The 13,951-nt window shown below is 65.0% G+C and carries 12 protein-coding genes; 9 read left to right on the top strand and 3 right to left on the bottom strand.

Features of this window, described 5'->3' with window-relative positions:
- Positions 1 to 281: 281 nt before the first annotated feature.
- Positions 282 to 1,049 carry a glucose 1-dehydrogenase gene (locus Q0D45_RS17210; RefSeq protein ID WP_022974976.1) on the top strand — a complete coding sequence of 256 codons (768 nt, stop codon included), beginning with the start codon at positions 282 to 284 and terminating at the stop codon, positions 1,047 to 1,049.
- A 164-nt stretch (positions 1,050 to 1,213) separates the two neighbouring features.
- Positions 1,214 to 2,212, top strand: coding sequence for an NADP-dependent oxidoreductase (locus tag Q0D45_RS17205; protein WP_293395590.1), 999 nt, complete (start codon positions 1,214 to 1,216; stop codon positions 2,210 to 2,212).
- Positions 2,213 to 2,307: 95 nt separating this feature from the next.
- Here the strand turns inward: Q0D45_RS17205 and Q0D45_RS17200 are convergent, their stop codons facing one another.
- Positions 2,308 to 3,096, bottom strand: a complete 789-nt coding sequence (locus Q0D45_RS17200) for an enoyl-CoA hydratase/isomerase family protein (RefSeq protein ID WP_293395587.1) — start codon at positions 3,094 to 3,096, stop codon at positions 2,308 to 2,310.
- 219 nt (positions 3,097 to 3,315) lie between these two features.
- On the opposite strand from Q0D45_RS17200, the gene Q0D45_RS17195 reads away from it, so the two are divergent.
- From Q0D45_RS17195 to Q0D45_RS17165, 7 genes are all read left to right on the top strand, one after another.
- Positions 3,316 to 4,107 (top strand): enoyl-CoA hydratase-related protein, encoded by a 792-nt coding sequence (locus Q0D45_RS17195; protein WP_293395584.1) that lies wholly within the window; start codon positions 3,316 to 3,318, stop codon positions 4,105 to 4,107.
- Positions 4,108 to 4,157: 50 nt separating this feature from the next.
- The gene (locus tag Q0D45_RS17190) at positions 4,158 to 5,438 is read left to right on the top strand and encodes an enoyl-CoA hydratase-related protein (RefSeq protein WP_293395581.1); all 1,281 of its coding nucleotides are present in this window, start codon (positions 4,158 to 4,160) and stop codon (positions 5,436 to 5,438) included.
- Positions 5,438 to 5,863 (top strand): MaoC family dehydratase N-terminal domain-containing protein, encoded by a 426-nt coding sequence (locus Q0D45_RS17185; RefSeq protein WP_293395578.1) that lies wholly within the window; start codon positions 5,438 to 5,440, stop codon positions 5,861 to 5,863. Before Q0D45_RS17190 ends, Q0D45_RS17185 begins: the two co-directional genes overlap by 1 nt.
- A complete protein-coding gene (locus Q0D45_RS17180; protein ID WP_293395575.1) occupies positions 5,860 to 6,276 on the top strand; it encodes a MaoC/PaaZ C-terminal domain-containing protein in 417 nt (138 codons plus the stop codon). The genes Q0D45_RS17185 and Q0D45_RS17180 overlap by 4 nt, the downstream gene beginning before the upstream one ends.
- Positions 6,276 to 7,535, top strand: coding sequence for an acetyl-CoA hydrolase/transferase C-terminal domain-containing protein (locus tag Q0D45_RS17175; protein ID WP_293395572.1), 1,260 nt, complete (start codon positions 6,276 to 6,278; stop codon positions 7,533 to 7,535). The genes Q0D45_RS17180 and Q0D45_RS17175 overlap by 1 nt, the downstream gene beginning before the upstream one ends.
- Before the next feature lie 46 nt (positions 7,536 to 7,581).
- Entirely contained in the window at positions 7,582 to 8,511 is a 930-nt protein-coding gene (locus tag Q0D45_RS17170; RefSeq protein WP_293395569.1) for an SDR family NAD(P)-dependent oxidoreductase, read from the top strand.
- A 72-nt stretch (positions 8,512 to 8,583) separates the two neighbouring features.
- Entirely contained in the window at positions 8,584 to 9,768 is a 1,185-nt protein-coding gene (locus Q0D45_RS17165; protein ID WP_293395566.1) for an acetyl-CoA C-acyltransferase family protein, read from the top strand.
- Positions 9,769 to 9,851: 83 nt separating this feature from the next.
- Here the strand turns inward: Q0D45_RS17165 and Q0D45_RS17160 are convergent, their stop codons facing one another.
- Positions 9,852 to 12,356 (bottom strand): hypothetical protein, encoded by a 2,505-nt coding sequence (locus Q0D45_RS17160; RefSeq protein WP_293395563.1) that lies wholly within the window; start codon positions 12,354 to 12,356, stop codon positions 9,852 to 9,854.
- A gap of 75 nt (positions 12,357 to 12,431) precedes the next feature.
- Positions 12,432 to 13,951 (bottom strand): MMPL family transporter (locus Q0D45_RS17155; RefSeq protein ID WP_293395560.1); only part of this gene is annotated, 1,520 nt, incomplete at its 5' end.

Genomic DNA, 13,951 nt, shown 5'->3' with positions numbered 1-13,951 from the left:
CACTGCCTGGCTGTTATTCACGCTCCCCTCCGCATCGTGTCGTCGATCGTGCCTTCATCGCAAAGCCAACATGCGCCGATCCCGGCCCGGCTACACCCGACTAAGGTCAGGTTGGACAGTCATCGTCACGACGTGGCTAGCTTTGCGAACGCCAATCGACATTGTAGTATGGTGCCATACTATGTTGGTTGAACCCTTGGGGCAAGCCGCGGCTGGCCCTGCAAGGATTTGCCGACATTGGCCCGACATTCATTGTGCAGCACCCTTCAGGAGAAAGAATCTTGCGTGGACTCAAAGACAAGGTGGCCCTGGTCACCGGCGCAGCCAGCGGCATCGGCCTCGCGATCGCCAAGCGCTTGGCGGAAGAAGGCATGATCGTCGGCGTGCTCGACATGAATGCGGAAGCAGCGGCCAAGGCCGTTGCCGAAATCGAAGCGGCCGGCGGCAAGGCCACAGCCGGCATCTGCGACATCACCGATTACGAAGCCGTGAAGAAAGCGGTTGCCGAAGTCGAAGCCAAGATCGGCCCGACCTGGGCGCTGGTCAACAACGCCGGCTGGGACAAACCGATCCCGTTCCTGAAGACCACTCCGGACTTCTGGAAGAAGGTTGTCGACATCAACTACATGGGCCCGCTGCACATGACCCATGCCGTGGTATCGGGCATGGTCCAGCGTGGCGGTGGCCGGGTAATCTTCATCGCGTCCGATGCCGGCCGCGTCGGTTCGTCCGGCGAAGTCGTGTACTCGGGCACCAAGGGCGCGACGATTGCGTTCGCCAAGGCCTTGGCCCGTGAAGTGTCGCGCAAGAACGTGACCCTGAACTGCATCGCCCCCGGCCCCACCAACACCCCGGCGATGGACGCCTTCGTCGGCACCGGCGAAGAAGGCCAGAAGATTCGCGATGCGATGGTCCGCGGCGTGCCGCTGGGCCGCATCGGCGAGCCGAGCGATTACCCGGGTCTGGTGGCGTTCCTCGCCAGCGACGACGCTTCGTTCATGACCGGCCAGACGATCTCCGTCTCGGGCGGTTTGACGATGCATGGCTGAAACGTCGGCCGAGCTCCGCTTGGCCTTCGTTTCCCCAAGCCGCGCGGCCTTGTTGCCGCGCGGCTTTTTAATTGCCTGTCATTCCCGCCTTCGCGGGAATGACGAATTGGTGGAACTCCCGCCCAGGTCCTGTAGTTCCGCTTTCCCAAACAAAGGTTTGCTCCATGAACAACCGCCAGATCACCCTCAAATCCCGCCCGGTCGGCATCCCGCAGCCCGAGCATTTCGAGCTGAAGACCGTGGCCGTGCCGGAACTGAAGGACGGCGAGTTCCTGGTCGAGAATCACTATCTGTCCGTGGACCCGGCCCAGCGCGGCTATGTCAACGACGAAAACAATTACGCCCCGCCGGTACCGATCGGCGCGGTGATGCGGGCGATGGCCGTCGGCAAGGTGATCGCATCCAAGCACGCGGACTTTGCCGAGGGCCAGTTTCTTTACGGCTGGTTCGACTGGCAGGACTACTGCGTCGCCACACCTGCGGGCGTGCTGCGCCGGGTCGATCCAACCCAGGCGCCGCTGTCGACCGGCGCCGGCCTGCTCGGCATCAACGGCCTCACCGCCTATCTCGCGCTGCATGACATCGGTGCGCCGAAGCCCGGCGAAACCGTGCTGGTCACGGCTGCGGCTGGTGCGGTCGGCAGCATCGTCGGCCAGCTGGCCAGGCAGGCCGGTGCACGCGGCGTTGCCGTCGTCGGTTCCGACGAGAAAGGCCGCCAGGCAATCGCCGATTACGGCTACGAAGCCTTCATCAACTACAAGCGGCCGCTGGAACCGCAGCTCAAGGAAACCTGCCCGAACGGCGTCAATGTCTTTTTCGACAACACTGCCGGCGAGATCGCCGACAGCGTGATCCGCCACATGGCCTGGTTCGGCCGGGTGATCCAGTGCGGCACGATGTCGATCGCCAGCTGGGCACCGAACCCGACCGGCCCGCGCATCGAGCGCGAAATCCTGACTCGCCGCCTGCGCCTCGAAGGCTTCGTGATCTTCGACCACATCAAGCGCTATGACGAGGTTGCAGCCAAGCTCGCTACGATGCTGAGCGATGGCTCGCTGCGCTACGCCGAAGACATCAGCAACGACATCGCCGAAGCGCCACAAGCGCTGGTCGATGTCTATTCCGGCCGCAATACCGGCAAGAAGCTGATCAAGCTGCGGTGAAGCAGTGGCTTGTGGTCAGTGGCTCGTGGCTAGTTGAAGAAGCGCCGGTTCTGTTTTCCTTTCGAGCCACTGACCACCAGCCACTCGCCACTGCTTCACCGCCCCTTGAACTGCGCTGGCCGACGCTCGATGAAGGCCGTGATGCCTTCACGAGCGTCGTCGGTAGACGCGGCGCGGATCAGGCCCTGTACCTCGTCTTCCATCTGCCGCTCGAAGCCGGCGCCGAGCGCGGTGGTCATCAGCCGGCGCAGTTCGCCGTAAGCCCGCGTCGGACCGTTGGCGAGCCGGATCGCTGCGGCTTCGGCTTCCTGCATCAGTGCGTCGTCATCGACGACGTAATCGACCAGCCCGGCACGCTCGCCTTCCTCGGCGCTCAGCACTTCGCCGAGCAGCAGGAAGCGCCGCGCCCGCGACAGGCCCATGCGCGAGGCCAGGGTGAAGGTGGCGCCCATGTCGCAGGTGTAGCCGATCGTCGTGTAGGCGCCGCCGAGCTTGGCCGAGCGTGCGCAGTAGACGAGATCGCAGCCAGCGAACAGGCCGACGGCGCCGCCCATGGCCGTGGCATGGACGGCGGCCACGATCGGGGCATCGAGCCGGGCCAGCCGCGCGACGCCGAGATGCAGGCCGGCGGTCCATACACGGATCTGATCCGGCAAGGTGTCGAGCGTCTTCGAGAACATCTTGACGTCGCCGCCGACGCTGAAGAATGGGCCGTTGGCGCGCAGCAGCACGGCGCGCACGTCCTTTCTGCTGGCGAGTTCGCCGCCGACCTTGCCGAGATCGGCGCAGAACGCGGCGTTGAACGGATTGCCGAGCTTCGGCTGGTTCAGCAGCAGGTGAGCAACACCGTCGCGAACTTCGAGTTCCAGCGATTCGTAAGCCATGTTCGTTCTCGTTCTGTAGGCAATGTGGGCGCAGCCCGGCGGCAAGTCGGCGCTCGATGCCGGCACCTCGCAAGTGCGGGCGAGCCCGCGCCGCCACAAGCCGCGTCGCTTTGATATTATTGTATGGTTCCATACCATATGGCCTGAGACAAACACCCCGGGCCTGTTGCTGTCGCCAGTGCTTCGCCTGCCCTACCCCTACACCGATCGAGAAACGACATGTCGAATTACAAGGACATCACCTACGAAGTCGGCGCCAACGCCGTGCGCATCTTCATCAACCGCCCGGAAGTGTTCAACGCCTTCCGCAACCAGACGGTCGAAGAACTGATCGACGCGTTCCGCAAGGCCGATGAAGAGAAGTCGGTCAACACCGTGATCTTCGGCGGCGCCGGCGACAAGGCGTTCTGCACCGGCGGCGACCAGAAGGTTCATCTGTCGGAAGACGGCCTGTACGGCCCGCGCGGCATGGTCGGCCTGCCGATCGAAGAACTGCAGACCGCGATCCGTGACTGCCGCAAGGTGGTCATCGCCCGCGTGCAGGGCTTCGCGATCGGCGGCGGCAACGTGTTCTGCACCATCTGCGATCTGACCATCGCCTCCGAGAAGGCGCAGTTCGGCCAGGTCGGCCCGAAGGTCGGCTCGGTCGACCCGGGCTTCGGCACCGCCTATCTCGCCCGCGTGGTCGGCGAAAAGAAGGCGCGTGAAATCTGGTTCCTGTGCCGCCGCTACAAGGCGCAGGAAGCGCTGGACATGGGCCTGGTCAACAAGGTGGTGGCGCATGACGATCTCGACGCCGAGTGCGAAGCCTGGGCCGCCGAAATCAACTTCATGAGTCCGACCGCGATCGCCATCGCCAAGCGTTCGTTCAACGCCGACAGCGAAAACATCCGCGGCATCAGCTTCATGGGCGTGGCCGCGGTGAAGGGCTACTACCAGAGCGAAGAGTCGAAGGAAGGCGTGCGCGCCTTCAACGAGAAGCGCAAGCCGGACTTCAAGAAGTTCGCCTGATCGCAGATCGTAATTAGCTAAAAACCCGAGCCAGCACCCAGAGCCCCGACATGCTTAACGACAGCAACATCACGACCGAACTCGACGCCGACGGCATTCTCGTCGCCCGTATCGACATGCAGGGCCGCACGATGAACGTGTTCTCGCGCGCCATGATGGATTCGCTCGAAAGCCTGCTGACTTTCGTCGCAGGTGATGCTGCCGTAAAGGGTGTGGTGCTGACCTCGGGCAAGTCTGCCTTCCTCGCCGGTGCCGATCTGGACATGATCCGGGTCTTCACCGAGCGGGCGAAGGTCGATGCCGTTCCCCAACTCAACGAACTGTTCGGCCACCTCGGCCGGCTGTTCCGCCGTCTCGAACTGTCGACCAAGCCCTATGTCGCCGCTATCAATGGCCTGGCGCTCGGCGGTGGTCTGGAAGTCGCGATGGCCTGCCACGCCCGCGTGGTGCTGGACGATGAAAAGGCCGTGCAGCTCGGCCTGCCGGAGATCAAGCTCGGCCTGCTGCCGGGCGCTGGCGGCACCCAGCGTCTGCCGCGTCTGGTCGGTACCGCCAAGGGCCTGAACATGCTGCTGACCGGCGATCCGGTCGGCCCTGCCGAAGCGCTCAAGCTGAAGCTGGTCGACGCCGTTGTCCCGGCCGATCAGCTGATCGCCAAGGCCAAGGAAATCGCCAGGTCGATGCCGCAGCCGCGCGCACTCTGGGATCTCCACGGCGCCTCGTTCGATGCCGCGCCGTTCGATTTCAAGAGCCCGACGATCATTGCCGACATCGCCAAGGCCGTCGGCATCAGCGACTACCAGCTGCAGTACTACCCGGCCTATCACGCGATCATCGACTGCGTGGTCGGCGGCTGGAATCTGCCGCTGACCCAGGCCAGCGATCGCGAGATGGACATCTTCGTCGAGCTGATGCGCGACAGCGTCGCCGGCAACATGGTCCGCACCCTGTTCCTCAATCGCCAGAAGGCAGCGAAGCTCGGTCTGCTGGCCAAGGACTCGGTGCTCGCCGTCGGTGACGATGCGCTGCTGCCGCAGCTGCGCGCCGCCAATGCCGGCACCGCCAGCGCTGCCGAGGCGACCAAACTCGCCGTCGCAACCCTGGCGGCGCTGCGCGTCTGGAAGGCCGGCAAGGTCGAAGAGACCACGCTGGCCGATGTCGCCGTCGTCTCGGCCGGACTGTTCCCGTCCTACGCCGGCGGCCCGTACACCTATGCGAGGCAGATCGGCGCCGACGCGCTGCGCAAGGCCGCCGATGGCGACGCCGCGACCCTGGCTGCTGTCGACGCCTGGTTCGCACCGCGCGCCGTGTCGGCTCCGGTCGCCGCCTGATGGCGATCGACCGCGCCCACGTCGGCTACGCGCTGCCGGCGTTCACCGTGGCAGTCACGCCCGAGCGGATCGCGAAGTTCCGTGCCGCGATCGGCGAGACGGGCGGCGATGTCCGCGTGGCGCCGCCCACCTTCATGAAGATGGTCGAAGGCGAGCACAACAGCTCGCGGCGCATCCTCGATACGCTGGCAGTCGATCTGCGCCGCGTGCTGCACGCCGAGCAGCAGTTCGACTACGTCGGCCCCATCCTCGCCGGCGATCAGCTCGACGTGGTGCGCTCCGTGTCCGACATCTACGAGCGCAAGAACGGCCTGATGGAATTCATCGTCATCGAATCGACCATCAGCCACGCCGAGCGCGGCCTGCTCGGCCGTTCGCGCCAGGTGGTGCTGGTCCGCAACCCGAAACCGGCGGTGGCGGCATGAACGACGTCCCAAAAAGCACCACTTTGGTGCTCGCCGAATACGAAACCGGGCCGATCACCCGCGAGATGCTTGCCCAGTACGCGGAAGCTTCGGGCGATACCAATCCGCTGCATCTCGATCCCGCTTTTGCCCAGAAAGCCGGCTTCGCCGACGTCATCGTCCACGGCATGCTCGGCATGGCGTTGCTCGGTCGTTTGCTCAGCAGCCGCTTCGCCAATCGCGCACTGCTGAAGTTCGATGCCCGCTTCGCGGCGATCCTGCCGGTCAACACTTCGTTGCGTTGCCGTGCTCGCCTCGCGGAGGTCGCCGATGGTCAGCCGGATGACGGCCATCTGCGCCTGGCGCTGGAAGCCATCGATCCGGCCGGCACGGTGATCATCACCGGCAGCGCCGAACTCGCGGCTGCGAACTGATGGCCGCAGTGCAGCGCTGCAGCGTCGAGGAGGTCGTCGCTTCGTTGCGACCGGGCATGACCGTGTTCGTGCCCGGGGTATCCGGCGAAAGTCTCGCCTTTCACGCAGCACTGAAGGCCCAGCCTGAGTTCGCGGCCGGCGTGCGTTTCACCGGCCTGCACTTCCCCGGCATCAACCGCACCGACTACCTCGGCCTGCACGTGGAAGCGCGCCAGCGCGGCTACGTGATGACGCCGGGCCTGCGCGCCGGCCTGGCCGATGGCCGCGCCGAGCTGGTGCCGATCGACTATCCAGCGATCTATCGCGATCTCGCCAGCAACGTCGCGGTCGATCTCGCCATCGCTCAGGTCAGCGCGCCCGATGCCGACGGCAACTGCAGCCTCGGCCCCAGCCTCGATTTCCACCCGGCGGTCTGGGCCAAGGCCAAGCGTCGCGTGCTGCACATCAACCCACGCCTGCCACGCACGCGCGGTTCGTGGTCGATTGCCTTTGCCTCGGCCGATGCCGCTTTCGAAGCCGACAGTGCGCTGGTCAGCTTCGATGCCGGCGGCAGCAGCGAAACCATCGAGCGTCACGCGGCGCTGGTCGCCGGTCTGGTCCGCGATGGCGACACCCTGGAGTTCGGCGTCGGCAAGCTGCCGGGCGCGATCCTCGCGTCGCTGCGCAGTCATCGCGATCTGCGTATCTGGTCCGGCATGGTCACGCCGCAGGTGGCCGCACTGGTCGATGCCGGTGCGGTTGCCGCCGAGGGCGCAATTGACGCCGGTGTCGCACTCGGCGACGCCGCGTTCTACGAACGCCTGGGACACGACCGCGCGTTCCATTTCCGGCCAGTGTCCGAAACCCATGACGTGCGCCGGATCGCCGCGATCGACAACTTCTGCGCGATCAATTCAGCGGTGGAAGTCGATCTGTTCGGCCAGGTCAACGCCGACAGCCTCAACGGCAAGCTGATGGCCGGCGTTGGTGGCTTGCCGGCTTTCGTCGCCGGATCGCAGCTGTCGAACGGCGGCCGCTCGATCGTCGCGCTGCCGGCGGCAACCGATGATGGCCGCTACACCCGCATCGTCGGCAGCTTCGATCGCGGCATGGTCGCCCTGCCCCGCCACTGCGCCGATTACGTGGTCACCGAGCATGGCGTCGCTGCGCTGCGCGGCTTGTCGATCCACGAACGTGCGCGTGCGCTGATCGCCGTGGCCGCGCCGGCTTTCCGTGAATCGCTGGAAGCCCGCTGGGCCGACATCGCCGGCCGGCTCTGAGCTTCGAATCCATCCCTACGCCGCCCCTCAACCAGGAATCCGAATCATGTCGAACCCGTCCACTACCGGCCTGCTGGCCGGCAAAGTCGCCCTCGTCACCGGCGCCGGTCGCGGCATCGGCCGTGGCATCGCGCTGGAACTGGCCAAGGCTGGTGCCAAGGTCGTCATCAATGATCTGGGGGTATCGCTGACCGGCGATGCGACGGCCGAATCGCCCGCCGACAGCGTCGTCCGCGAAATCAAGGAACTGGGCAGCGATGCCGTTGCCGATACTCATTCGGTGGCCAGCTTCGAAGGCGCGCAAGCGATGATCGATGCCGCGATCAAGAACTTCGGCCGCATCGACATCGTGGTCAACAACGCCGGCAACCTGCGCGACGTGATCTTCCACAAGATGAGCGAGGAAGAGTTCGACGCGGTGATCGCCGTGCATCTGAAAGGCTCGTGGAACACCAGCCGCGCCGCCGCCCCTTACTTCAAGGAACAGGGCTCGGGGAGCTTCATCCACATGACCTCGACCTCGGGGCTGATCGGCAACTTCGGCCAAGCCAACTACTGCGCGGCGAAGCTCGGCATCGTCGGCCTGTCGAAGGCCATCGCCCTCGACATGCAGCGCTTCGGCGTGCGTTCCAACGCCATCGCGCCGTTCGCCTGGACGCGCATGGTCAGCTCGATCCCGGACGAGACGCCGGAGCAGAAGAAGCGCGTCGAAGGCCTGAAGAAGCTGATTCCTGAGAAGATCGCGCCGTTCGTGGTTGCGCTGGCGTCCGATGCGGCCAAGAACGTGTCCGGCCAGATCTTCGGTGTGCGCAACAATGAGATCTATCTGTTCAGCCAGCCGCGCCCGATCCGCACCGCGCACACGGCCGAGGGCTGGACGCCGGAAGCGATCGTCGAGCGGGTGTTCCCGCAGTTCCAGAACGATTTCTATCCGTTGCACCGTTCGGGCGACGTGTTCACCTGGGATCCGGTCTGAGCCCAGTTTGAGTTCGGGCCGAGTGGCCCCAGTTAAAATCCGTACCAGCGGTCCTCACATTCGGAGACGAAGATGTCCAAGCGGGAAGTGGTGGTGGTAGGCGCAATGCGCACGGCAATCGGCAGCTTCGGCGGCACGCTGAAGGATGTGCCGCTGACGACACTGGCAACGACGGCGGTCAAGGCCGCGCTGGCGCATGCCGGCGTCGATCCATCGCTAGTCGGCCACATGGTGATGGGCAACGTCATCCCGACCGAGCCGCGCGATGCCTACCTTGGCCGCGTTGCCGCGGTGGAAGCCGGCATTCCGAAGGAAACCCCGGCGTTCAACGTCAACCGCCTCTGTGGTTCCGGCGTGCAGGCGATCATTTCGGCGGCGCAGGCGATCCTGCTCGGTGACTGCGATGTCGCCATCGGCGCTGGCGCAGAAGCGATGAGCCGCGGCCCCTACCTGCTGCCGGCCGGCCGCTGGGGCGCACGCATGGGCGACGCGAAGATGCTCGATTACATGACCGGCATCCTTCACGACCCGTTCCACGCCATCCACATGGGCATCACCGCCGAGAACGTGGCGGCCCGTTACGGCATCACCCGCGAGATGCAGGACGCCCTCGCCGTGACCAGCCAGCAGCGCGCCAGCAAGGCGATTGCCGAAGGCCGCTTCAAGGGCCAGATCGTCCCGGTCGAGATCGCCACCCGCAAGGGGACTATCCAGTTCGATACCGACGAAAACGTTCGCGCCGACGTCACCATCGAGCAGCTCGCCAAGATGAAGGCGGTGTTCAAGAAGGACGGCCTGGTCACGCCGGGCAATGCTTCGGGCATCAATGACGGCGCTGCCGCCGTGGTACTCGCCGAAGCCGGCCGTGCTGCCGCCCTCGGCCTCAAGCCGCTGGCCCGTCTGGTGTCCTACGGCCACGCCGGTGTCGAGCCGGAATACATGGGTATCGGCCCGGTGCCGGCGTCAAAGATCGCGCTGGCCAAGGCCGGCCTGAAAGTCTCCGACATGGACGTCATCGAAGCCAATGAAGCCTTCGCGGCACAGGCCTGCGCGGTGGCGCAGGAACTCGGCTTCGATCCGGCCAAGGTCAATCCGAACGGTTCGGGCATCTCGCTCGGCCATCCGGTCGGCGCCACCGGCGCGATCATCACCACCAAGGCGATCCACGAACTGCATCGCACCGGCGGCCGCTATGCGCTGGTGACCATGTGCATCGGCGGCGGCCAGGGCATCGCGGCGATCTTCGAGCGCGTCTGAAGCTTGCAGCAGCAGAATGAAAAGGCCGGGACTCGCGAGAGTCCCGGCCTTTCTTTTTGCCCGCTTGCCGTGAAGCTGGCTGCTCAGGGCGTGGGCGCAGTCTCGCTGTTGCGCAGTTCGATCGATGGCGTGTCCTCGGCACGTGCCGCAAGCAGCAGCGCCGTCTTCATGTAATCGCCGACCATCTTGCGATGGCTCTGCAACTGCAGCAGCGCCCGCTCGCCGACCAGCACTTCGGCATCGTGCTGAACCAGGGCGATCTGCCGGCTGGCCAGTTCGAGCTTGGCCAGCAAGGCGGCCGACGCTTCGCTGGCCGGCAGCGCCGCCAGACGCGCTGTCGCAGCCTGCAGGGAAACGGCCAGCTGCCGATATTCGCGCTGATCGCCGATCGCGGCGTACAGCGCCGTGGTGTCGTTGCCCGGCTCCAGGCGCAGACGATCCATCAGCCCGTAAAGTGCTGCATCGTCGGCAGGATCGATCGCCGACAGCGAGGCGACAAGCTCGCCTGCCTGGACGAATGCGGCGTCGCGTTCGATCGCCGCGTCGGTGTTGCGCAGGCTGGTCAGCGTGTCGGTATAGCCGGTCCGGGCAGCGCCGATATCGCGCAACTGATCCTGAGCATGGGCGATCGCCAGCTTGGCTTCGATCACTGAAGGATCGCGCTCGTCGCGACCCAGCAGCGCGCTCCAGACGGTGATCGCGCGGCGCAGACCGTCGTTGCGATCCTTGGGGGGGTCATCGCGCTCGAAGCTGACCGGACCGAGCTTGGTCGTCAGTTCCGGCTCCAGCACCTTGAGCCGGGCCAGCGAGTTGCGCAGCGGAGCCGGCAGGTCATTGATCTGATCCGGCGCGCGCGGCGCTTCATTGCGCAAGCTCACGCGCGGCAGGCGTTCGCCGTTCGGCGCCAGCTGCGCCCAGCCCATGCCGAGCAATGCGCGGTTCGACGACAGGCCGTCACTGCGCACGCGACCGAGCACGCCGAGCGCGGTACGACCCTGCTTCTCCTTCAGGAACTGCCAGCCGAGCGACAGATTGGCCTTGTCGCGCAGTTCGAGCAGCTCGGGATCGGTGGGGGTGGTGCGGCCGAGCAGGTCCAGCCAGCTCCGGGCGCGCGCGACATCCCCGTTGCGGATCATCGCGATCGCCAGGTTGTAGCGGCCATAGGCAGTGGCACGCAGCGCCGCGGTCGACGCCGCCATATAGCGGAAGGCTTCGATCGATTCGCTGTTGGCGACCTTCAAGGTATCGGTGGCCTCGCCCGGCCGCAGCCGCGCCAGCTCCAGCAGGCCGCTGATGTTGCGCCAGTCGGCCTGGCGATATTCCGGTAACAGACGCTTCGACAGCGCCAGCTGGGCTTCGGCGGCCGAGTAGTCGCCAGCGGAATAACGGGCTTCGGCGATCAGCAAGCGCTCGGTCGCAACCGCGGCACCAGCAACCTTGGCAGCATCGAGCTGATCGCAGATCGCCTGTGCCCGGTCGAGCACGCCCAGCTCCCGCAGCAGCGCCGCCTGCGCCAGCCAGTACGGCGGTTCGAAATGGCCGTTCGGCCCGGCTTGCACGGCGTCGGCCAGCAGTGCGATGAGGCCATTCGCGGCTTGTCCCATGCGGCCCAGGGTACGAGCGTGGCCAAGCGCCGGATCGTTGTCGGCACCGGGCGGATAGTGGATGACGCCAACGTTGACGCCGAGCGCTTCGAGCGAGCCGCTGATCACCGAAGTCTTCTGGGTTTCGTCGCGCTGCAAACGCCGGAACACCAGACTCGGCTTGCCGATCGTTCCGGACTCGACTCGCAGTTCAAGATCGCTGCTGGTGGCGGTCAGTTCGAGACTCTGGTCGATGTTCAATTGCACCGGCTCGCCCGGAGCCTCGGCCGCAACGACGGCTGTGGCCTGCACGCGATGAAGGCCTGTGGTCAGGCTGGTGCGGCCCAACCGCAGCGGGTCGCGTCGTTCCGCCAGCGCGCTGATTTCCGCGGCCAGCAGTGGCCGCTCGAACACCGTTTGTTCGTCGATGCGAATGCTCAGACTGACAATGCTGACTTTGTTCAGACCGGAGGCATCGGCGTACAGGTTCACTCGTCCGGCCATCGGCGTTGCCAGCGCATCCGCCAACTGCTCGGCTTCGGCGAGCCGCTGATAAACCGAGAATCGCAGGGCCTGGGGGCTTTTGAATACCAGCAACGGCAGTTTCGCTGCCGGCTTGGCCGACGCCGGCGGCGCAACTTCCTCGGCCACCACTGGCATTGCGGGTGCTTCGGGCACCGGTACCGGGCTGGCTTCCAGTAGCGGCGGCTGGATCGGCGCCTGCTCCGTCACCTGTCCCGGAAGCTGTTCGATGACCTGTTCCGGCGCGGTTCTCGGGGCTGCCTCATGGATCAGCGGCTGCGCCGACGGAGGCACGGCAATCACCCGAATGACAGGCTCGGACTCAGTCGCGGCAACGGGAGCTTCCGACGATGGCGGAATGGACACGACGGGCACCGGTTCCTGCGCCACCGCGACGCTGCCGAAGCTCAGAGACAGCAGTGAGGTCGACAGCAGCTGCAAAAACGGCGGCGCCGAAGCGGCCTTCGTATGTGCTCGAACCATGATTTTCTCCATCCACAAAAAAGGCGGCAGCTCAGGCCTGTCCGCCTGAACTGCCGCCTGTGGTACTGCGCAGCGTCAGGCTTTATGCAGCTTTGAGTCTTCCGTCATGAACTGCGAAAGGTCGATGTTCTCACCAACCGCCAGATCTTCACGACCCGCGAAGCTGGGCTTCACCAACCAGATGATGAGCGGTAGCACGACCAGCGACAGCACCATGTTGATCAGCATGATCGCGACCAGGAGCATGCCCATGTCGGCCATGAACTTGAACTCGGACAGGAAGTACCAAGGCAGGATGCCAGCCAGCATGATCGAGGCGGTGAACATGATCGCCTTGCCGGTGGTGGTCAGGGCAATGGTGATCGCCTTCTCCCAGTTTTTCCCGTGCGCTGAATATTCTTCGCAGATTCGAGACAGGAGGTAGATGCCGTAGTCGATACCGACGCCGACGCCCATAACCGCCACGATCACCGCGTTGATGTCCAGACCGATGCCGAGCGAGTACATCGCGGCATTGAGCAGGAAGTTCGACAGGTTCACCGGGATCAGCAGCAGAATCGCTGCCATCAGCGAACGATAGGCATAGCCGGCGATCACGGCGATGGCGACGTTGACGCAGCCGAGAATGAACCAGTGATAGCGATGGACGACGTTGTTCATCGCCTGCTGCAGCGCAATGAAGCCGGTGCCGAGGCGAACCGTGAAGCCCGGGTGATCGACGCCGACGATATCGACCGCACGCTTGGCGCTGGCCAGCGCCGCATCAACCGTTTCCTGCTTGTTGTCGGCGTACCACAGCGACACGGTGGAGTGCTGCGCTTCGAAGTCCATCACGTTGCCGAAGTTCAACGGCGTGGAGCCGAACAACACGGCCGAGCCGGCACTGAATGCAGCGCGCTTGTTCGGATCGACCGGCAGCCACTGCGGGTTGCCGCCGGAGAACAGACGATTGCCTTCGTACATGTAATCGCTGAACGACAGGGTGGCGCGCGGCTTCAGGATCGGATCGGACTCGACGATCGCCTGGATCTTCGAACGGATGATCATCGCTTCCGGCGACAGCGCGATACGGTTGGTACCGTCCTTGTCGTTCTTCGACTCGATGACGATTTCCAGCGTGTTGGTGCCCGGGAAGTGGGCGTTGATCGCGCGGATCGCCGTGTTGAACTCGGAGTCGTAGTGCAGCAGGTTCGAGCCCTCGACCGGGTTGCCGATCTTGATCTCGAACGATGCCCAGATGCCCCAGATGCCGAGCAGCACGGTGAAGATCGAGGTGTAGATTGCCGGCTTGCCGTAGGTGAGCTTGGCAATACCGCGCAGCAGGTTGCCCTGGAACGCGTGGATGCCGGTTTCCTTGCCATCGCCACCGGCAATGCGGTCGATGTTCTTCGGCAGCGGCAGGTAGGACAGCAGGATCGAAATCAGGAACACGCCGGTCGGGATGATCCACAGCGCCCAGGCGCCGCAGAACAGGGCATGCGCGAACATCGTGTGAATCGGCGCGATGGCGATGAAGATGATGCCGAACACGTCGGTCATGATGCCGAGGATCGACGGCGCCATCATCACGCCCATGGTGATTTCGGCGGACTTCC

Origin of the sequence: Nevskia sp. (assembly GCF_023266035.1) — a bacterium.
Taxonomy (GTDB): Bacteria; Pseudomonadota; Gammaproteobacteria; order Nevskiales; family Nevskiaceae; genus Nevskia.
The sequence above is the reverse complement of the archived record's forward strand: the minus strand, read 5'-3'. Positions and strand labels throughout refer to the sequence as shown.